General features: G+C 74.2%; 18 protein-coding genes and 1 pseudogene. 6 read left to right on the top strand and 13 right to left on the bottom strand.

The features are described from left to right. Nucleotides 1-5: 5 nt before the first annotated feature. Complete coding sequence (locus tag V7E45_RS01510; RefSeq protein WP_333772200.1) at nucleotides 6-2,342, bottom strand: ABC transporter ATP-binding protein/permease; 2,337 nt, start codon at nucleotides 2,340-2,342, stop codon at nucleotides 6-8. 80 nt (nucleotides 2,343-2,422) lie between these two features. Further along, the gene (locus tag V7E45_RS01505) at nucleotides 2,423-2,833 is read right to left on the bottom strand and encodes a hypothetical protein (RefSeq protein ID WP_333772199.1); all 411 of its coding nucleotides are present in this window, start codon (nucleotides 2,831-2,833) and stop codon (nucleotides 2,423-2,425) included. Between the two features lie 313 nt (nucleotides 2,834-3,146). Here V7E45_RS01505 and V7E45_RS01500 point away from each other — a divergent pair, with 313 nt between their 5' ends. Next, nucleotides 3,147-3,530: a nuclear transport factor 2 family protein gene (locus V7E45_RS01500; RefSeq protein ID WP_333772198.1), complete on the top strand. Its 384-nt coding sequence runs from the start codon at nucleotides 3,147-3,149 to the stop codon at nucleotides 3,528-3,530. Nucleotides 3,531-3,795: 265 nt separating this feature from the next. On the opposite strand, the gene mgrA is transcribed toward V7E45_RS01500, so the two are convergent. After that, entirely contained in the window at nucleotides 3,796-4,788 is a 993-nt protein-coding gene (gene mgrA / locus V7E45_RS01495) for an L-glyceraldehyde 3-phosphate reductase (RefSeq protein ID WP_333772197.1), read from the bottom strand. A 111-nt stretch (nucleotides 4,789-4,899) separates the two neighbouring features. Here mgrA and V7E45_RS01490 point away from each other — a divergent pair, with 111 nt between their 5' ends. Together V7E45_RS01490 and V7E45_RS01485 are read left to right on the top strand one after the other, a co-directional pair. Next, nucleotides 4,900-5,814, top strand: a complete 915-nt coding sequence (locus tag V7E45_RS01490) for a LysR family transcriptional regulator (protein ID WP_333772196.1) — start codon at nucleotides 4,900-4,902, stop codon at nucleotides 5,812-5,814. A gap of 41 nt (nucleotides 5,815-5,855) precedes the next feature. Beyond that, a complete protein-coding gene (locus tag V7E45_RS01485; RefSeq protein ID WP_333772195.1) occupies nucleotides 5,856-6,371 on the top strand; it encodes a mycothiol transferase in 516 nt (171 codons plus the stop codon). Here V7E45_RS01485 and V7E45_RS01480 read toward each other — a convergent pair. From V7E45_RS01480 to V7E45_RS01450, 7 genes are all read right to left on the bottom strand, one after another. Beyond that, nucleotides 6,353-7,432, bottom strand: coding sequence for an adenosine deaminase (locus tag V7E45_RS01480; protein WP_333772194.1), 1,080 nt, complete (start codon nucleotides 7,430-7,432; stop codon nucleotides 6,353-6,355). The genes V7E45_RS01485 and V7E45_RS01480 overlap by 19 nt on opposite strands. Nucleotides 7,433-7,588: 156 nt before the next feature. Beyond that, nucleotides 7,589-7,981: a VOC family protein gene (locus V7E45_RS01475; RefSeq protein WP_333772193.1), complete on the bottom strand. Its 393-nt coding sequence runs from the start codon at nucleotides 7,979-7,981 to the stop codon at nucleotides 7,589-7,591. Between the two features lie 99 nt (nucleotides 7,982-8,080). Then, on the bottom strand, nucleotides 8,081-9,007 hold the full coding sequence (locus V7E45_RS01470; RefSeq protein WP_333772192.1) for a M48 family metalloprotease: 927 nt from the start codon (nucleotides 9,005-9,007) through the stop codon (nucleotides 8,081-8,083). Then, the gene (locus tag V7E45_RS01465; protein ID WP_333772191.1) at nucleotides 9,004-9,378 is read right to left on the bottom strand and encodes a BlaI/MecI/CopY family transcriptional regulator; all 375 of its coding nucleotides are present in this window, start codon (nucleotides 9,376-9,378) and stop codon (nucleotides 9,004-9,006) included. The genes V7E45_RS01470 and V7E45_RS01465 overlap by 4 nt, the downstream gene beginning before the upstream one ends. Before the next feature lie 304 nt (nucleotides 9,379-9,682). Further along, the gene (locus V7E45_RS01460; protein ID WP_333772190.1) at nucleotides 9,683-10,588 is read right to left on the bottom strand and encodes an aldo/keto reductase; all 906 of its coding nucleotides are present in this window, start codon (nucleotides 10,586-10,588) and stop codon (nucleotides 9,683-9,685) included. 85 nt (nucleotides 10,589-10,673) lie between these two features. Beyond that, the gene (locus V7E45_RS01455; RefSeq protein ID WP_333772189.1) at nucleotides 10,674-11,885 is read right to left on the bottom strand and encodes an RNA polymerase sigma factor; all 1,212 of its coding nucleotides are present in this window, start codon (nucleotides 11,883-11,885) and stop codon (nucleotides 10,674-10,676) included. A 69-nt stretch (nucleotides 11,886-11,954) separates the two neighbouring features. Beyond that, the gene (locus V7E45_RS01450; RefSeq protein ID WP_333772188.1) at nucleotides 11,955-12,305 is read right to left on the bottom strand and encodes a YciI family protein; all 351 of its coding nucleotides are present in this window, start codon (nucleotides 12,303-12,305) and stop codon (nucleotides 11,955-11,957) included. Nucleotides 12,306-12,447: 142 nt separating this feature from the next. Between V7E45_RS01450 and V7E45_RS01445 the strand changes: the two genes are divergently transcribed. Then, nucleotides 12,448-13,632: an acyl-CoA dehydrogenase family protein gene (locus V7E45_RS01445; RefSeq protein ID WP_333772187.1), complete on the top strand. Its 1,185-nt coding sequence runs from the start codon at nucleotides 12,448-12,450 to the stop codon at nucleotides 13,630-13,632. 169 nt (nucleotides 13,633-13,801) lie between these two features. On the opposite strand, the gene V7E45_RS01440 is transcribed toward V7E45_RS01445, so the two are convergent. Next, nucleotides 13,802-14,335 carry an HXXEE domain-containing protein gene (locus tag V7E45_RS01440; protein ID WP_333772186.1) on the bottom strand — a complete coding sequence of 178 codons (534 nt, stop codon included), beginning with the start codon at nucleotides 14,333-14,335 and terminating at the stop codon, nucleotides 13,802-13,804. Nucleotides 14,336-14,379: 44 nt separating this feature from the next. Beyond that, nucleotides 14,380-14,556, bottom strand: coding sequence for a hypothetical protein (locus V7E45_RS01435; protein ID WP_333772185.1), 177 nt, complete (start codon nucleotides 14,554-14,556; stop codon nucleotides 14,380-14,382). Nucleotides 14,557-14,738: 182 nt separating this feature from the next. Between V7E45_RS01435 and V7E45_RS01430 the strand changes: the two genes are divergently transcribed. Together V7E45_RS01430 and V7E45_RS01425 are read left to right on the top strand one after the other, a co-directional pair. Beyond that, complete coding sequence (locus V7E45_RS01430; RefSeq protein ID WP_333772184.1) at nucleotides 14,739-16,262, top strand: SDR family oxidoreductase; 1,524 nt, start codon at nucleotides 14,739-14,741, stop codon at nucleotides 16,260-16,262. 108 nt (nucleotides 16,263-16,370) lie between these two features. Next, nucleotides 16,371-17,747 carry a cryptochrome/photolyase family protein gene (locus V7E45_RS01425; RefSeq protein ID WP_333772183.1) on the top strand — a complete coding sequence of 459 codons (1,377 nt, stop codon included), beginning with the start codon at nucleotides 16,371-16,373 and terminating at the stop codon, nucleotides 17,745-17,747. Nucleotides 17,748-17,759: 12 nt separating this feature from the next. On the opposite strand, the pseudogene V7E45_RS01420 reads toward V7E45_RS01425, so the two are convergent. Then, nucleotides 17,760-18,329, bottom strand: a pseudogene (locus tag V7E45_RS01420) (transcriptional regulator); the annotation flags it as partial.

Raw genomic sequence — 18,329 nt, 5'->3', positions numbered from 1 at the left:
GCCGCCTACTTCCGCATCACAGCGGGTTCGTGCCGGCGCAGCAGCCGGGCGACCAGCAGGCCGTAGACCACGCAGAGCACCGGCAGCATGACGAGGTCGAGCAGCCAGACCCCGGCCGCGTGCCGGAACAGGGGGTCGGCGGTGAGCTCGCCCGGCACGAGGTGGGCGAGTCCGACCGTGCTCGCCATGGCGCCGAAGGCCCACCGCGAGGGCACCAGCCAGGACAGCTGTTCGAGTACGGGGACGCCGTGCAGCGGGAGCAGGGCGCCGCAGAACACGACCTGGACGATGGCGAGCAGCACCAGCAGCGGCATCGTCACCTCTTCCTTGCGCACCAGCGCGGAGACCAGCAGGCCGAGCATCATGGCGGTGAAGGACAGCAGGGCGACGGCCAGGGTGATCTCGGCCAGCGGCGGCAGGAAGACGCCCTGGCCGCCGGGGGCGGCGAGGTCGACGCCGAGCAGGGCGACCTGGGTGAGGACGACGGCCTGGACCACCGTGACCGTGCCGAGCACCACGATCTTGGACATCAGGTACGCCCCTCTGGGCAGGCCGACGGCGCGTTCGCGCCGGTAGACGGCGCGTTCCTTGACGAGTTCGCGCACCGCGTTGGCGGCCCCGGTGAGCACGCCGCCGACGCACAGGATCAGCAGCGCGTTCATGGCGGTGTCCTGGGTGAGCTTCCCGCCGGCGAGCGCCCGGTCCATGGCGCCCATGAGGAAGGGCAGGGCGATCATGACGGCGAGGAAGGTGCGGTCGGCGGCGAGGACGGTGGCGTAGCGGCGGACGAGGGTGGCGAGCTGCGCGTGCCGGCTCCGGGGGCGGGGCGGCGGCGCGGGGGCGACCGGCGCCGAGTCCGGGTGGCGGGGCTGGCTGGTGGCATCGGTGACGTAGTGCCGGTGGAACGGCGAGTCGAGGTAGTCCCCGGCCCAGTCCCGGTCCTGGTCGCGATCGAACGCCTCGAAGGCCTCCGGCCACTGTTCGAAGCCGAAGAAGGCGAGGGCGTCGTCCGGGTGGCCGTAGTAGGCGATCCGGCCGCCGGGGGCGAGGACCAGGAGGCGGTCGCAGACGCCGAGGCTGAGCACGCTGTGCGTGACGACGACGACGGTGCGGCCGTCGTCCGCCAGTCCGCGCAGCATGTGCATCACCGAGCGGTCCATGCCGGGGTCGAGGCCGGAGGTCGGCTCGTCGAGGAACAGCAGCGAGGGCTTGGTGAGCAGTTCCAGGGCCACGCTGACCCGCTTGCGCTGTCCGCCCGAAAGGCTGTGCACGGATTGGCCGGCGCGCTGCTGGAGGCCGAGTTCCCGGATCACCTCGTCCACCCGGTCGCGCCGTTCGGCCTTCGCCGTGTCCTCGGGGAAGCGCAGCTCGGCCGCGTAGGTCAGGGCGGCGCGCACCGTGAGCTGGGGGTGCAGGATGTCGTCCTGCGGGACGAGGCCGATGCGTCCGCGCAGCTCGGCGTAGTCGTGGTACAGGTCCCGGCCGTCGTACAGGACGGTGCCGTGGTCGGCGGGCCGTTGCCCGGTCAGGGCGTTCAGCAGGGTGGACTTGCCGGAACCGCTGGGGCCGACCACCGCGAGCAGGCACTTCTCCCCCACCGGGAAGGAGACGTGGTCGAGCAGGGTCTTGCTGCCGCGGTCGGCGGTGACCGTGAGGTCCTGCACGTCGAGGGAGACCTCGCCGGTGTCGACGTAGGCGCGCAGTTCGTCGCCGACGAGGCAGTACGTGACGTGTCCGATGCCGATGATGTCGCCGGGGCGGACCGGGGCTCGGTCGACCGGCCGGCCGTTGAGGTAGGTGCCGTTGTGGCTGCCGAGGTCGACGATCTCGCGGTCGCCGTCGGCGTCGGCGCGCAGTTCGGCGTGGTGGCGGGAGACGGTCAGGTCGTCCACGACGAGGTCGTTGGTGTCGGCGCGGCCGATGCGGACGGTGTGCGGGGGCAGCGGCCGTACGCTGCTCGGGCTGCGGAAGGTCCCGGTCAGTTCGGGGTGGGAGACCGCCGAGGGCCGGTCGGTGCTCTCCTGGGGTGCGACCGGGACGAGCCGGGGGCCGTCGTCGGGGTTGCCGAAGCGGATGACGCTGCCGGGGCGGACCTCCCACGCGGTGACGCGCAGGCCGTCGGCGAAGGTGCCGTTGGTGCTGCGGGCGTCCTCGAGCGTCCAGCGGTCGTGGTCGCAGTGCAGGACCGCGTGGTGCCACGAGACGCGGGCATCGTCGAACACGATGTCGCTCAACGGGTCGCGCCCCACCTGGTAGTCGTGGCCCGGGCTCAGCACCGTCGAGCCCGTGTCCGTCTCCAGGACGAGCGCGAGCGCCGTCGGGGCGACCGGTCGCTCCGCCATGCCCGAATTCTACCTATTCACCCTTTTGTTCGCCCGCACGCTTCGGGTGCCACCGGCACCCGGTCCCGTCGTGGCACGCGTCAGGCGACGGGCACGACGAGGGCCGGCAGGGTGCGCTGCATGCGCAGCGCGTCGACGGACTCGGCGAGCAGCTCGTACTCGGTCGTGTCGTCGCAGGCGGCGACCCGCACGAGCCGCCCGGCCGCCAGCTGCTCCCCGACCAGTTCCTGCCCGGCGTCGTCGGCACACCAGGCGCGCAGCAGCGCGGGGACGTCGGCCACCGTGTCCGCGACCGGGACGAGCGCGCCCGCCGGGAAGGCGGGGTCCTGCGGGCTCGGGTCGAGCCGCTCGGCGATCCAGGACGCGCGGTCCCGTAACCACCACAGGGCCAGTGCCAGGGTCGGCGCGCGGTAGGTGCCGAGCGGTACGCCGATGCGCCGTCCGTCGCACATGCCGTACGCCGTGACATGGCACAGGAATTCGTCGTGCACGATCACTCCCCCGCAGCCTCGCTGGTGTGCCGGCCCGGCCTCGCTTTCCGTGCGTTTGTTGCGCGGTAAAGTGCCTCTGACGTTCGAGTATCGTCTCTCCCGAAACACTGTCACCATGACTTTCCGGCCAGTCTCTTGGCATATTCACCGCCCGTTCTGGCCGAAATGCACAGGGCATAGGACGCCCCCGTCATTACCCGGGAGGTAATCGACCCGCGGCGCGCAGCTCCGGCATGGTGGTCACACCGGATCGACGGAACCCCGGATCCGGCTCCTGACCAGCAGTGACGACCTCGATGGAGGCTGATTCGCCATGACCGGGAACATCTACGACTACGACAGCGCCGTCGCCCGTTACCTGGAGGCCTGGAACACCGGAGAGCCGGAGGCCCTGGCGAAGGCGGTGGCGGCGGCCTGGACCCCGGACGGCAGCTACACCGACCCGCTGGTCGACGTGCGCGGCCACGAGCAGATCGCGGCCGTGATCGCGGGGGCCCACCAGCAGTTCCCGGGATTCTCCTTCCGCCCCTACGGCGCGGTGGACGGGCATCACGACACCGCGCGGTTCGGCTGGGAGCTGGTGAACGACGCGGACGGGTCGGCGCCGGTGGCCGGGTTCGACGTGATCACCCTGGACGGTGAGGGCCGCATCCGGCAGGTCCTCGGTTTCCTGGACCGGGTGCCCGCGGAGGCCTGAGGGCGGGGTCGTGGCGTTTTCCGCCGCTCGCGGTGATCGGGAACGGGAAAGGCCCGGGAGCGCGCTCCCCCGTATCTCTGCGGCACTCCCCGGCGAGAGCCGGACAATGGATCACCGCGAGGGCGCGCGACGCACGGCAGGAAAGGGCGCCGGGAATTCACGGCGCCCCGTCGGAGCCCCCGGAAAACCCGACCCCGGAAAAGCGGCTGCACAATGTGTTTCCGGCCGCGGTCACCGAATTGCCCGGCGACCGCGGCCGAGGCGCTCAGCCCTTGAGGATCGCGTCGATCCGCGCCAGTTCCTCGGCGTCGAAGTCCAGGTTGCGGATCGCGCCGACGCTGTCCTCCAGCTGCCGCGGGCTGCTCGCGCCGACGAGGGCGGAGGTCACCCGGCCGCCGCGCAGCACCCAGGCCAGGGCGAGCTGGGCCAGCGTCTGACCGCGGGAGCCGGCGATCTCGTCCAGGGCGCGCAGCCGGCCGACCAGGTCCTCGGTCACCGCGTCCGAGTTCAGGAAGGGGCTGTCGCTCGCTGCGCGGGAGTCCTCGGGGATGCCGTCGAGGTAGCGGCCGGTGAGCAGGCCCTGCTCCAGCGGGGAGTAGACGATGGAGCCGACCTGGAGCTCGTCCAGGGCGTCGAGCAGGCCCTCGTCCTCGGGGCGCCGGTCGAGCATCGAGTAGCGCGGCTGGTGGATGAGGAGCGGGGTGCCTAGTTCGCCGAGGATGCGGGCGGCCTCCCGGGTCTGCTCCGCCGAGTAGTTGGAGACGCCGACGTAGAGCGCCTTGCCCTGCTGCACCGCCGAGTGCAGCGCGCCCATCGTCTCCTCCAGCGGAGTGTCCGGGTCGGGGCGGTGCGAGTAGAAGACGTCCACGTACTCCAGGCCCAGCCGGGTGAGGCTCTGGTCGAGCGAGGACAGCAGGTACTTGCGCGAGCCCCACTCGCCGTACGGTCCGGGCCACATGAGGTAGCCGGCCTTGGTGGAGACGACCAGCTCGTCGCGGTGGGCCGCGAAGTCCGCCTTCAGCGCCTCACCGAGCGCGGCCTCGGCCGCACCGGGCGGCGGGCCGTAGTTGTTGGCGAGGTCGAAGTGGGTGACGCCGAGGTCGAAGGCGCGGCGCAGGATGGCGCGCTGGGTCGCCACGGGCCGGTCGGGCCCGAAGTTGTGCCACAGGCCGAGCGACAGCGCGGGGAGCTTCAGGCCGCTGCGTCCGGTGCGCCGGTAGGGCATGTCGGCGTAGCGGTCGGGGTGTGCGGTGTACAACGCGACTCCAGAGGGGTTGGCACACGATCTACCGGGTCCACTGTTCCCCGGCGCACGTACAGCGGTCCAACAGGAGAATCCGATGGAATTGTGCGGCTAGGCTTCTCAATCATGGAACTGCGCCATCTCCAGCACTTCGTCGCGGTCGCCGAGGACCAGCACTTCACCCGGGCCGCCGAGCGCCTCATGGTGTCCCAGTCCGGCCTGTCCGCCTCCATCCGGGCCCTGGAGCGGGAGCTGCGGGCTCCGCTGTTCGTACGGACCACCCGGCGGGTGACGCTCACCGAGGCGGGGCGCGCGCTGCTGGCGGAGGCCGAGCGGATCCTGGCACAGGTGCGCTCGGCCCACGAGGCGGTGGCCGCGGTGCAAGGCGTGCTGCGCGGCACGCTGGCGCTGGGCACCGAGCAGTGCATCGCCGGGGTGCACGTGGCGCGGCTGCTCGCCGGCTTCCGGCGGCGTCACCCGGACGTGGAGATCCGGCTGCGGCAGGCGGGTTCGGGAGCGCTGGCCGAGGAGGTCGCGGCCGGGCGGCTCGACCTGGCCTTCGCCTACCGCACCCAGGCGGACACCGACCAGCTGCGCTCGGTGTCGCTGGCCAGCGAGCCGCCGACGATCCTGTGCCACCCCAGCCACCGGCTCGCCGCGTCGGGCGCGGTGCTCACGCCGGACGACCTGGCCGGTGAGGTCTTCGTGGACTTCCACCCGGACTGGGGACCGCGCCGCGCCACCGACGCCGCCTTCGCCGCGGCGGGCGTCCGGCGCACGGTCGCGCTGGAGGTCAACGACGTGCACAGCCTGCTGGACCTGGTCGACGAGAACCTCGGCATCGCCGTCGTGCCCCGGCACTTCCGGCACAAGAGGCCCTCGCTCACCGCGCTCCCGCTGAAGGGCGCGGGCGAGCCGGAGTACGAGACGGTGGCCCTGCTGCCGCCGGACGGCGCCACCAGCCCCGCGGCCCGCGCCCTGGTCACCCTCCTGGAGACGGGCGACGCGGAAACGCCCTGCGAGGGGTCCCGGGCCTGCTGATCGCGGACGCACGAACGCGTGCGATGCGCCATGGTGGACGCATGCAAGCGAAGGACATCCTCATCGACGGCTTCGGCCGCATCCAGGAAGAAGTCCATGCCGCCCTCGACGGCCTCGGACCGGACGAGCTGCACTCCCGCCCGGCGCCCGACGCCAACTCCGTGGCCTGGCTCGTCTGGCACCTCACCCGGGTGCAGGACGACCACGTCGCCGGTGCCTTCGGCCTCGGCCAGGTGTGGCTCGACCAGGGCTGGGACAAGCGTTTCGGCCTCGACCTGCCGCGGCACGACACCGGGTACGGGCACGGTCCCGCCGAGGTCGCGAAGGTGCGGGTCGACTCCGCCGACCTGCTCACCGGCTACTACGACGCCGTGCACGAGCAGACCCTGGGCGCCCTGCGCGCCCTCGCCGCCAAGGATCTCGAACGGGTCGTCGACGAGCGCTGGGACCCGCCGGTCACCCTGGGCGTGCGCCTGGTGAGCGTCCTGTCCGACGACCTTCAGCACGTCGGACAGGCCGCCTACCTGCGGGGGCTGGTTCAGAGCGCGGCCGCGTAGGCCGGCAGGACCACGTCCTCGATGAGGGCGTTGCGCTCGTCGAACGGGATGAACGCGCTCTTGAGGGCGTTCACCGTGACCGTGCGCAGGTCCTCGATCCCCCAGCCCGCCTCCTCGACCAGCAGGGACATCTCCCGGGTCATCGTCGTGCCGGAGACCAGACGGTTGTCGGTGTTGAGGGTGACCCGGAAGCCGAGGTCCTTCAGCGCGGTGATGGGGTGCTCGGCGATCGAGGTGGCGCAGCCCGTCTGGAGGTTGGACGTCGGGCACATCTCCAGGGCGATGCGGCGGTCGCGCACCCACCCGGCCAGCCGGCCGAGCTTGCCGGCCGCGAGGTCGGGGATGTCCTCGGTGATGCGCACGCCGTGGCCGATGCGCTGGGCCCCGCACACCTGGAGGGCCTGGTGGATGCTGGGCAGGCCGTGCGCCTCGCCGGCGTGGATGGTGAAGGGAACGTTCTCGCGGCGCAGGTGCTCGAAGGCGGCCAGGTGGTCGGCGGGCGGGAAGCCGTCCTCGGCACCGGCGATGTCGAAGCCGACGACCCCGGCGTCACGGTAGGCGACGGCCAGGTCGGCGGCCTCGCGGACCCGGTCGAACATCCGCATTCCGCAGAGCAGGGTGCCCACGCGGACGGGGGTCCCGGCGGCGGCCGCCTTGGCCATGCCGGCGGCGAGGCCCTCCTGGACGGTCTCCACGACCTCGCTCAGCGACAGCCCACCCTTGGTGTTCAGCTCGGGGGCGTAGCGCACCTCGGCGTAGACCACGCCGTCCGCGGCCAGGTCGAGGACGTACTCCTCGGCGACCCGCAGCAGCCCCTCGCGGTTCTGCATCACGGCGAGGGTGTGCTCGAAGGTGGCTATGTAGCGGACCAGGTCGCCGGAGTTGGCGGCCTCGTAGTACCAGGCGGCCAGCTCGTCGGGGTCCGTGGTCGGCAGGGTGTGGCCGACCGCAGCGGCCAGCTCCACCACGGTGGCGGGGCGCAGGCCGCCGTCGAGGTGGTCGTGCAGGACGGCCTTGGGCAGGCGGCGGATCACATCGATGTCTACGCGCGTAGCGGTCATGGTGCGTCTTTCCTTGGCGAGCGGTTCTGAGCGGTGCGGGTGTGTCCGAGCGGTGCGGGGTGCACGCGGGCCGGGGGCGCAGCGTGCGGCGCGGGGGGCGGTGCGGGCCGGCGGGCGCCGGTGGTACGTCAGGTGGTACGGGGGTGGTACGGGGCCTCAGCCGGCGGGCTGGAGCAGGTCCCAGCGGTTGCCGTAGAGGTCCTGGAAGACGGCGACACTGCCGTACGGCTCGTGCCGCGGCTCCTCCAGGAAGGTCACACCGGCGGCGGTCATCCGGGCGTGGTCACGGGCGAAGTCGTCGGTGTGCAGGAAGAAGCCGACCCGGCCGCCGGTCTGGTCGCCGACCCGGGCGCGCTGCTCCTCGTTCTTCGCCCGGGCGAGCAGCAGGCCGGTGCCGGTCCCCTCCGTCCCGGGTTCGACGACGACCCAGCGGGAGCCGTCCGGGCGGGGCGCGTCCTCGGCCAGCCGGAATCCGAGCGCGTCGGTGTAGAAGCGGATGGCCTCGTCGTAGTCGTCCACGACGAGGGTGACCAGGGCAACGCGTCGCATCGGGACCTTCCGGTGGGGGTGGTTAGCCGGAGAGGTTATACGTAAAACCTGGGGGGCGCCAGTCGCTGTCGCGGTGGGCTCTCCTCACGGCCGGGGAGGTCAGGGGCGCTCGCCCTGGGCGACCTCGACCCGGTGGTGGAAGTCGGCCATGCCGGCCACCGAGGCGACGCAGGAGACGGCGGCGCAGGCGAGCAGGAGGGCGGCGGCCCGGCGGCCGGTGCGGCCCCGCGGCCGGGGGGCGGACAGCAGGGCCTGGACCCGGCGCGGGACCGGGCCCGTGGTCGCGGCGGCGGCGAAGCCGGGGCGCTCGGAGTGGACGGCCTGGGCGGCCAGGGCGGCGCGGGCGATGGCGCGGGCGGTCAGCCGGCGGTCGCCGACAGAGGCCGCCGCGGCCTCGTCCGCGGCGCGTTCGGCGGCGAGCCGGATGGTCTCGCGGACCGGTCGCAGGGCGGGGTGGCAATGCGCCGCGACCTCGGCGGCGGCGAGGAAGTAGTGGTGCCCGCCGTCGTTGTGCGCCCGCTCGTGCGCGAACAGCGCCTCGCGCTCGGCGCCGTCGAGGCTGCGCAGCATCGCGGTGGTGACGACGATGCGGTGCGGACGGCCGGGCAGCGCGTAGGCGTCCGGGCGGGACGAGTCGACGACGCACAGGTCACCGGCGCGCGGTCCGCGCCCGGCCTCCGAGCGGGCGGCCCGGAAGGCACGGGTCTGCCGCAGCACCGAGCGGACGAGGGTCCAGCAGCACACGGCCAGGACGCCCACGGAGGTGGCGGCGGCCGGGAGGACGACGAGGTCCGAGGCGGTGCGCAGCGGGTGGACCAGTTCGCCGAGGGAGGCGAACACCGGCAGCTTGAGCAGGCCGGTCAGCACGAAGGCGCCGAGCGCGGCCAGCGAGCAGCCGGCGAGGACGACCGCGCACCCGGTGACCGCCCACAGCGCGGCGACGGGGGCGAGCCGGTCCATGGCCCGCCGGGCGAGTGCCGGGAGGGCGAACGGCAGCAGCAGGGGCAGCAGGAGCAGCGCGGTCATCGGTCGTCGTCGGATTCGAGCAGGTCGCGCAGGATGCGCTCGTCGTCCGGGCTGAGCTGGGCGACGAAGCGGGCGAGGACCGTCTCGCGGTCGCTGTCCCGGTTCAGTTCGCTGTGCATGCGGCGGGCGGTGAGGCCGTGGGCGTCCTGGAGCGGGAAGTAGGCGTAGCCGCGGCCCTGGCGGCGCCGCTCGACCGTGCCCTTGTCGTGCAGGCGGGTGAGGATCGTGGTCACCGTCGTCCGGGCGAGGTCCGCGCCCAGGGTGAGCTGCACCTGGCCGGGCGTCTGAGGGGCACCGGCGGCCCAGAGCGCGGCCATGACACTCGCTTCGAGCTCGCCGGCCGGCCGGCGTTCGTCCTTGGCGTCGGTCATGGGAACGTTCCTCACCCGTCCTCGCGCGCGCCCCGGAAGGGCCCTCCGCGTGCTCACAGTCGGCCGTCTACATGAGTGTAGTCAACCGAGCGCCCGTCGTACCGGCGTGCGCCCCCGTCCATTATGGGAGGGAACGCATGTCCGGGACGCGGGCGGTGCCCCGGCAGCCGAGCGCCCGGGTGCGGCCGGGTGTGCGGCCCGGTACGGCCGAGCGACCGGGCGCGGCCCGGGGCAACCGTGTGGCCGGGTGCGACCGTGCGACCCGGTGCCGCCCGGTGCGACCGAGCGCGGCCCGGGGCGGCCGTCAGCCGGCCGGGGTGTGCAGCGCGTCGAGCCGGTCCAGTTCCTGCCGGGTGAGCCGCAGGGCGCCGGCTGCGATGTTCTCGGCGAGGTGGTCGGGGTTGCCGGTGCCGGGGATGGCAAGCACGTGCGGGCCCTGGTGCAGGGTCCAGGCGACGCGGACCTGGGTGGGGCTCGCCCCGTGCGCGCGGGCGACGGACAGCACCTCGTCGTCGTGGGCGGTGGCCGCCCGGCGCGGTCCGGCCTCGCCGGCGACGGCGTAGAAGGGCACGAACGCGATGCCCCGCTCCCCGCAGACGCGCAGCACCTCGTCGTCGACCGGGTCGGCACGGTCGATGGCGTACCGGTTCTGCACGCACACCACCGGGGCTATCTCCAGCGCCTCGGCGAGGTGGCGGGGCTGCACGCCGGAGACGCCGAGGTGCCGGATCAGTCCGGCCTCCCGCAGCTCCGCGAGTGCGCCGAAGTGCTCGGCGATGGAGTCCTGCCGCTGGCGGCGGAAGTTGACCACGTCCAGGTGGTCCCGGCCCAGCTGGCGCAGGTTCTCCTCGACGTGCCCGCGCAGCTGGTCGGGGCGGGCGGAGGGGCCCCACTCGCCGTGGTGGTCCCGGAAGGGGCCGACCTTGGTGGCGATGACCAGGTCGTCGGGGTACGGGGCGAGCGCGGTGTTGATCAGTTCGTTGGCGGAGCGCAGGGAGGAGAAGTAGAAGGCGGCGGTGTCGATGTGGTTCACGCCGAGTTCCACGGCCCTGCGCAGGACGGCGATCGAGCGCTCACGATCGCTGGGGGTGCCCAGATGGAAGGCGGCGTCGCCGGTCAGCCGCATGGCGCCGAAGCCGATGCGGTGGACGGGCAGGTCGCCGAGTACGAAGGTGCCGGAGGCGGCCGCGTCGATCGTCTCAGTGGTCATCGGCGGAGTCTGGCATATTCCTTGCGGGGCAGAGGAGTTCGGTTCCTCCCGCCGCCGGGGTCCACCGTGCGGCGACCGGACGGGGTCACGTCTCCTCGATGTCGAGTTCCCCGAGCCGGCGGCGCAGGTACGCCCGCTCCGCCTCGCTCCCGGCGAGTTCGATCGCCGCCGCGTACTCCCGCGCAGCCTCGGCGGGCCGGTCGAGCCGGCGCAGCAGATCGGCCCGGACGGCGTGCAGGACGTGGTAGCGGCCGAGGGTGCCGGGGGTCAGGGAGTCGACCAGTTCCAGCGCCTCGGCCGGGCCCTCGACCTCGGCCACGGCGACCGCCCGGTTGAGCGCGACGACCGGTGAGGGCGCCACGGCCGTCAGCTGGTCGTACAGGCACAGGATCTGCCCCCAGTCGGTGACGCCCGCGGTTCCCGCGTCGCTGTGCACCGCGTTGACGGCGGCCTGGATCTGGTACGGCCCCGGGCGGCCGCGACGCAGGCAGCGGCGGACCAGGTCCTGGCCCTCGGCGATCAGCTCCCGGTCCCACAGGCCGCGGTCCTGCTCGGGCAGCGGCACCAGGGCGCCGTCCGCGTCCCGCCGGGCCGGGCGGCGCGCGTCGACCAGCAGCATCAGGGCCAGCAGACCGGTGACCTCGGGTTCGTCCGGCATCAGCTCGGCCAGCAGCCGGCCGAGCCGTAGCGCCTCGGCGCACAGCGCGGGATCGCCGGTGTAGCCCTCGTTGAAGACGAGGTAGACGACGGCGAGGACGCCGCCGAGCCGGTCGGGCAGGTCGGCGTCGCGCGGCACGCGGTACGGGATGCCCGCGTCACGGATCTTCGCCTTGGCCCGCACCAGCCGCTGGGCCAGGGTCGGTTCGGGCACCAGGAAGGCGCGGGCGATGTCGGCGGTGCTCAGACCGCCGACCAGGCGCAGGGTGAGGGCGACCCGGGCCGCCGGCGCGAGTGCCGGGTGGCAGCAGGTGAAGATCAGCCGGAGCCGGTCGTCGCGCACGGGGCCCTCCTCGGCCGGTGCGTCGGGCGCGTACAGCAGGGCGGCCTCGGCGTGCCGGGCCGGACGGGAGGACTCGCGGCGCAGCCGGTCGACGGCCCGGTTGCGGGCGGTGGTGATGATCCAGCCGGCCGGGCTCGGCGGCACGCCCGCCTCCGGCCAGGTGCGCACGGCGATGGCGAAGGCGTCCTGCACCGCCTCCTCGGCGAGGTCGATGTCGCCGAGGAAGCGGACGAGGACGGACACGGCGCGCCCGTACTCGGTCCGGAAGACGGCCTCGACGCCGGGCGTCCCGGCCATCAGTGCCGGCCCACGAACGGCTGCGCCCCGGCCATCAGTGCCGGCCCACGAACGGCTGCACCCCGCCCATCAGTGCTGGTCCACGAACGGCCGTACCTCGATGGGCAGGGTGGTCGCGAGGGCGGCCTTGCGGCCCCACTCCAGGGCCTCGTCCAGGTCCGCGGCCCGGATCAGGCAAAGTCCGCCCAGGTACTCCTTGCCCTCGGCGTAGGGGCCGTCGGTGATCAGGACATCGCCGTCCTCGGGCCGGAGCATCGTGGCGGTCTCCGGGCCGTGCAGTCCGCCGGCGAAGACCCAGGCCCCGGCCGCGCGCAGCTCGTCGTTGAAGGCCTCGACGTCCCGCATGATCCCGGCGAGCACGTCGGGGGCCGGCGGCCGGCCGTCGGCGGCCTGGACCACGCTGAGCAGGTAGTGCTTCATGACGTCCTCCTTGGCGTCCTGCCGGGCGTCGTTCCGGCGGTGACTCTCACCTCCTACACGAACGGCGGGGGCCCGGATCGACACCGGGCCGCGCGGACGCGCGAAAAAGTCCCCGGCGGGGTTCTTCGGAAGAATCCCCTTCATGACCGACACCGCGCACCCGCTCGTCCGCACCGCCCGCCGGCTCGCCACCGGTCTGCTGCTGCCCGAGGCCGAGCGGGTGGACCAGGAGGGCGTTCCCGTGAGCCACATCGAGGCGGTGAAGCGGTCGGGGCTGCTCGGGGTGGTCGCGCCGGTCGCGTACGGCGGCTCGGGCGCGCCGCCCGCCGTACTGCGGGAGACCGCGGAGATCCTGGCCGGGGCCTGCTGCTCGACCTGGTTCGTGCAGACCCAGCACCACACACCCGTGCAGACCCTGGCGCTGAGCGAAGGGCCGGTGCGCGAACGCCTGCTGGGGCCGTTGTCGCGGGGCGAGCTGCTGTCCGGGGTGGCCTACGCGCACCTGCGGGCGTATCCCCGCGTCCCGGTGCGGGTCCGGCGCGAGGCCGACGGCCTGCGGTTCGACGGAACCGTCCCCTGGTACACCGGATGGGGGCTCAACGACGTGATGCTGCTCGCGGGGATGAGCGAGGCGGGAGAGGCGGTGTTCGCCTTCGTCGAGGCACGCGAGCAGCCGGGGCTGCGGGCGTCCCGGCCCATGCGCCTCGCGGCGCTCACCGCCGCTTCCACGGTGTCGCTCGAACTGGACGGTCTGCGGGTGCCGGAGGAGGCGGTGGCCCTGCGGACGCCGTACGAGCGATGGGCGCCAGGGGACCGGGCCCGCACCCTCAACGTCAACCCGGCGGTCTTCGGTGTGGCGCGCGCGGCGCTCTCCCTGCTGGACGAGGAGTTCGCCGGGCCGCTGGACGCCCGCCTCACCGATGTCCGGCGGCGGGCCTACGCCCTGGCCGACCACCCGGCGCCGCTCGAGCGGGCCGGGGAGCGGTTGGCGGTGCGTGCGGAGGCTTACGAGGTGCTGGGCGCCGCCACCACGGCGGCGGTGACGGCGGGCGGCGGGCGCGCGATGTCCCTGACCAGCCGCGCCCAGCGCCTGGCCCGCGAGGGCCTGTTCCTGCTGGTGCAGGGCCAGACGGCGGAAACCCGGCGGGCCCACCTGCGGGCCCTGACCGGCCCCGGGCGGAACCGCTCCGCGGGCGAGGAGGAAACAGGGACGGCGGAGGGGACGAGGACGGCGGACGGGCCCAGGACCGCGGTGGGCCGTGACCAGGACCACGAAGGGGCCGTGAGTCACGGACCGGCCCCGAGCCCGGACGCGGCGGAGCCGTGAGGCGGGCGCGCCGAGTGCGGCCGCCAGAGGCAGCGGGACTGCCGAACCGGCCGAGTCGCGGCGCCGGGCGGTGCCGCCGCCCGGTGGAGGCGGTCGGCCCGACACCACGGACGGGCCCGGACACGGAGTCCAGGGCACGGGCCCGGCCGACGTGAAGCGGCCGCCGGGGTCAGCGGGGCCGGGTGAGGCCGCGGGCCAACGCGTGGGTGCCTGTCGTCGCGGCTGTCGCGAAGACCAGGGCCAGGGCCACGTCGCGCGGGCGGGTGGGGCGCAGTACGCCGGCGCGGCGCAGGCGGGTGCGGGCCCACAAGGTGAAGGGGATGACCACGAGCGGGCTGGTCACCGAGCCGGGTGTGTAGCCGCGGAGCACGGCCGCCTGCGCCAGATGGACCACACCGTGCAGGCCGAAGGCGTCGAGCGCGGTCTGGTAGACGGCGGAGCGTCCGCCGGTGCGGTGCCCTTCGGCCGCGGCCGCCGCGACCACGACGGCCATCGCGGCTACGGCCGTCGTGAACTCGCGGGCGTCCACCGACCCCACCTGGCGCCACACGGCCTCCGGCACCCGGGGGAACCTCTCGCGCAGCTCCGGGAGCCGCGTGCGTACCCAGCCGGGCACCGTGGCCAGTTCCTCGGTGTCGTGCACGGCCCAGGCGGCCAACAGACCGAAGGTGACCGACGCGTCCACCGCTGCTTCTCTCTTCATGAACCCGCAGTCTGCCAAGCAAAGTTGAGCGACGCGCGGGCAGGTCAGGCGCGACTGCCGTCCTCCGGGCCCTCGACCACGACGAGGAACGCGTCCGACTGCAGATCCATCACCACGGTCGCCGCCTCCCCCTCGGCGCGGCGCGCGGCCGCGAACTCCTCAGCGGGCCACGAGCCTCGCGGGGCCCCGGCGGGGAACCGCTCCAACACCTTCGCACTCATGACGGCCGGTCACCTCCAACGCGGACGGTCGCACGGAATGTACGTCCTGTACCGGAGCGGCTGCCCCGTATCGCTGCGGACATGTCACCCGACCGGGTACGGACGGGGCGAGCCGCATCCGCCGGCCGCCCGGCCCGGGAAGTGACCGGGGAGGGGGACCGGCGACGCGGAGGACCTCAGTCATGGACGACGACGAGCGGGCGGCGGGGCCGCGCTGCCTGGTGACGGGCGCCACGGGCTACATCGGCGGGCGGCTCGTGCCCGAGCTGCTCGCCGCCGGGTACCGCGTGCGCTGTCTGGCCCGTTCCCCCGGCAAGCTGCGCGACGTGCCCTGGTCGGGCGAGGTCGAGGTGGCGCGGGGCGACGTCACCGACGCCGCGTCGGTGGGCGAGGCGATGCGGGACGTCGACGTGGCCTACTACCTGGTGCACGCGCTCGGCAGCGGGGGCGACTTCGAGGAGACCGACCGCCGCGCGGCCCGGGTCTTCGGGGAGCGGGCGAAGGCGGCCGGGGTGCGCCGCATCGTCTACCTGGGCGGTCTCACCCCCGCCGGCGTGCCCGACCAGGCCCTCTCCCCGCACCTGAGGTCCCGGTCGGAGGTGGGCCGGATCCTGCTGGCGTCCGGGGTGCCCACCGCCGTGCTGCGCGCCGCCGTCATCATCGGCTCGGGCTCGGCCTCCTTCGAGATGCTGCGTTACCTCACCGAACGGCTGCCGGTGATGATCACCCCGAGCTGGGTGCGGACCCGGATCCAGCCCATCGCCGTCCGGGACGTCCTGCGCCTGCTGACCGGCTGCGCCCGCCTGCCGGACGACGTCGACCGGGCCTTCGACATCGGCGGTCCGGACGTGCTGACGTACCGGGACATGATGATGCGGTACGCGCGCGTGGCGGAACTGCCCCGGCGCGTCATCGTGCCCGTGCCGGTCCTGACCCCCAGGCTCTCCAGTCTCTGGGTCGGCCTCGTCACGCCCGTGCCCGGGTCCATCGCCCGGCCGCTGACCGAGTCGCTGCGGCACGAGGTCGTCTGCCGGGAGCACGACATCACCCGCTACGTCCCCGATCCGCCGGGGCATCCGCTGGGCTTCGACGCCGCGGTCCGGCTGGCCCTGCGCCGGGTCCGGGACGCGAAGGTGGACACGCGCTGGTCGTCCGCCTCGGTGCCCGGCGCCCCGAGCGATCCGCTGCCGACCGACCCCGACTGGGCGGGCGGCAGCCTGTGCACCGACCACCGCGAGGCGATGGTGGACGCGTCGCTGCGGGAGCTGTGGCGGGTGATCGAGGGCGTGGGCGGCGAGAACGGCTGGTACTCCTTCCCGCTCGCCTGGAGCCTGCGCGGTCTGCTGGACCGGCTGGCCGGCGGGGTCGGGCTGCGCCGGGGCCGCCGGGACGCGCAGCGGCTGCGGGTCGGCGACTCGCTGGACTTCTGGCGGGTGGAGGAGATCGAGCCCGGGCACCTGCTGCGGCTGCGGGCCGAGATGCGGCTGCCGGGCCTCGCCTGGCTGGAGATGCGTGCCGAGCCGGCCGGGCCGGGTCGCAGCCGCTACCGCCAGCGCGCGCTGTTCCATCCGCGCGGGCTGCTGGGCCAGGCCTACTGGTGGGGCATCTCGCCCTTCCACGCCCTCGTGTTCGGCGGCATGGCCCGCAACATCGCACGGGCGGCGGCCCGGACCGCCCCGGCCGGCCTCCGCTCGCCCGCCCGGTGACGCGCCTCGGGCGGCTGCTGCCGCGGGCCGGGTGGCCCCGCGCGCATCCGCCCGGTCCCGCGGGCCGGAAGAGGTCTGCGTCCGCACCCCTCCCCACGGAGCCGCACCATGTACGTCTCGGTCGTCCTGTTCACCGCCGATCTGCGCCTGCACGACCATCCCCCGCTGCGGGCCGCACTGCAGGGCGGCCGGCAGGTGGTCCCGCTCTTCGTACGCGACCGGGGGGTGACGGACGCGGGGTTCGCGGTGCCGAACCGGCGGGCGTTCCTCGCCGACTGCCTGCGTGACCTGGACGACGGGCTGCGCGAGCGCGGCGGGCGGCTCGTGGTGCGCTCCGGCGACGTGGTCGAGGAGGTGTGCAAGGTGGCCGCGGAGGCCGACGCCGACGAGGTGCACCTGGCGGCGGACGTCAGCGCCTTCGCGCAGCGGCGCGAACGGCGGCTGCGGCGCGCCCTGGAGGCGGAGGGGCGGCGGGTGCACTTCCACGACACGGTGACCACGGCGGTGGCGCCCGGCGCGGTCACCCCGACGTCCTCGGACCACTTCGCCGTGTTCACGCCGTACTTCCGGCACTGGTCCACGCAGCGGCTGCGGGACGCACTCGGCGTGCCCCGGACGATCCGCGTGCCCGAGGGCATCGGCTCCGAGGAACTGCCGTCCCGCGCGGCCGTGCCGGGGGTGTCCCCGGGGCTGGCGGAGGGCGGCGAGCGGGAGGCGAGGCGGCGGCTCACCGCCTGGCTGCGCTCGGGCGCGGAGGCCTACGACGAGGGGCGCGACGACCTGGGCGACGACGCGACCTCCCGGCTCTCCCCGCACCTTCACTTCGGCACGCTCTCCCCCGTCGAGGTGGTCCAGCGGGCGGGCGCGGCCGACAACCCCGGAGCGCGGGCGTTCGTACGGCAACTGGCCTGGCGGGACTTCCACCGCCAGTTGCTGGCGGCGCGGCCCGGGGCGTCCACCGCCGACTACCGCACCAAACGCGACCGCTGGCGCTCGGAGCGGACGGCCCGCGCGGACATCGAGGCGTGGCGGGAGGGCCGTACCGGCTATCCGGTGGTGGACGCGGCGATGCGCCAGCTGCGGCACGAGGGCTGGATGCACAACCGCGGCCGCCTGCTGACGGCGAGCTTCCTGACCAAGACGCTGTACGTGGACTGGCGGGTGGGCGCCCGGCATTTCCTGGACCTGCTGGTCGACGGGGACGTGGCCAACAACCAGCTCAACTGGCAGTGGGTGGCGGGGACGGGCACGGACACCCGCCCCAACCGCGTGCTCAATCCGGTCACCCAGGCCAAGCGGTACGACCCCGACGGCGCCTACGTGCGGCGTTGGGTGCCCGAACTCCGGGACGTCCCGGGCGGCGCGATCCACGAGCCGTGGAAGCTCGAGGGACTGGAGCGGGCGACCGCCGGCGACTACCCCGACCCGCTCATCACCCTGGCCGACGGCCTGGCCCGCTTCCGCCAGGCGCGCGGCAAGGAGTGAGCGGCCCCCGGTCTAGGACCGGTGCCGATGGGCCACCGTGAGGGCGTCGAGGGCTTCCGCGAGGCCGGTCGGGCGCAGCATCCCGCGGCCGGGGCGGCCCGCCCAGCCGGGGCCGCCGAGCAGGACCAGCGGCTGTGACCTGGCCCCCCTCACCCCCCACTCGGTGGCGGCCACGTGCTGGGCCAGCGCCAGGTTCGCGGTGGAGCGGGCCTGGGCCCACAGCACCACGGCGGCCGGGCCCAGGCGCCGTACCGCGACCGCGAGTGCCTCGGCGGGGACGGCGCCACCGAACATCCGTGTGGCTATGCCGAGTTGACTGAGCCCCGCGTTCAGTGCCTCCAGCGGCAGGGTGTGCTGTTCGCCCGGCACGCAGGCCAGCAGCACCGGTCCCGGGGCAGCGGGGTCCAGTGGTGCCACGGGGGGCAGGGTGTGCCGGCGCAGGAGGGTGGACACGTGCCAGGACAGCAGGTGCTCCACCTCCACGTAGCGGTCGCCGGCCGAGGCCCACTTGCGGCCCACGGCGTGCAGGGAGGGCACCATCACCTCCTGCCAGGCGCGGGTGAGGCCGTGGCCGGCCACGGC

This window comes from Streptomyces sp. IBSBF 3136 (assembly GCF_036815105.1).
Classification (GTDB): Bacteria; Actinomycetota; Actinomycetes; order Streptomycetales; family Streptomycetaceae; genus Streptomyces.
The sequence above is the reverse complement of the archived record's forward strand: the minus strand, read 5'-3'. Positions and strand labels throughout refer to the sequence as shown.

Bases quoted from the DNA above. Each gene is read 5' to 3' on its own strand.
- V7E45_RS01450 (WP_333772188.1), bottom strand. From the start codon at position 12,305: ATGAAGCACTACCTGCTCAGCGTGGTCCAGGCCGCCGACGGCCGGCCG.
- V7E45_RS01460 (WP_333772190.1), bottom strand. From the start codon at position 10,588: ATGACCACTGAGACGATCGACGCGGCCGCCTCCGGCACCTTCGTACTC.
- V7E45_RS01475 (WP_333772193.1), bottom strand. From the start codon at position 7,981: ATGCGACGCGTTGCCCTGGTCACCCTCGTCGTGGACGACTACGACGAG.
- V7E45_RS01480 (WP_333772194.1), bottom strand. From the start codon at position 7,432: ATGACCGCTACGCGCGTAGACATCGATGTGATCCGCCGCCTGCCCAAG.
- V7E45_RS01455 (WP_333772189.1), bottom strand. From the start codon at position 11,885: ATGGCCGGGACGCCCGGCGTCGAGGCCGTCTTCCGGACCGAGTACGGG.
- V7E45_RS01470 (WP_333772192.1), bottom strand. From the start codon at position 9,007: ATGACCGCGCTGCTCCTGCTGCCCCTGCTGCTGCCGTTCGCCCTCCCG.
- V7E45_RS01430 (WP_333772184.1), top strand. From the start codon at position 14,739: ATGGACGACGACGAGCGGGCGGCGGGGCCGCGCTGCCTGGTGACGGGC.
- V7E45_RS01500 (WP_333772198.1), top strand. From the start codon at position 3,147: ATGACCGGGAACATCTACGACTACGACAGCGCCGTCGCCCGTTACCTG.
- V7E45_RS01445 (WP_333772187.1), top strand. From the start codon at position 12,448: ATGACCGACACCGCGCACCCGCTCGTCCGCACCGCCCGCCGGCTCGCC.
- V7E45_RS01425 (WP_333772183.1), top strand. From the start codon at position 16,371: ATGTACGTCTCGGTCGTCCTGTTCACCGCCGATCTGCGCCTGCACGAC.
- V7E45_RS01485 (WP_333772195.1), top strand. From the start codon at position 5,856: ATGCAAGCGAAGGACATCCTCATCGACGGCTTCGGCCGCATCCAGGAA.
- V7E45_RS01490 (WP_333772196.1), top strand. From the start codon at position 4,900: ATGGAACTGCGCCATCTCCAGCACTTCGTCGCGGTCGCCGAGGACCAG.
- V7E45_RS01510 (WP_333772200.1), bottom strand. From the start codon at position 2,342: ATGGCGGAGCGACCGGTCGCCCCGACGGCGCTCGCGCTCGTCCTGGAG.
- V7E45_RS01465 (WP_333772191.1), bottom strand. From the start codon at position 9,378: ATGACCGACGCCAAGGACGAACGCCGGCCGGCCGGCGAGCTCGAAGCG.
- V7E45_RS01435 (WP_333772185.1), bottom strand. From the start codon at position 14,556: ATGAGTGCGAAGGTGTTGGAGCGGTTCCCCGCCGGGGCCCCGCGAGGC.
- V7E45_RS01440 (WP_333772186.1), bottom strand. From the start codon at position 14,335: ATGAAGAGAGAAGCAGCGGTGGACGCGTCGGTCACCTTCGGTCTGTTG.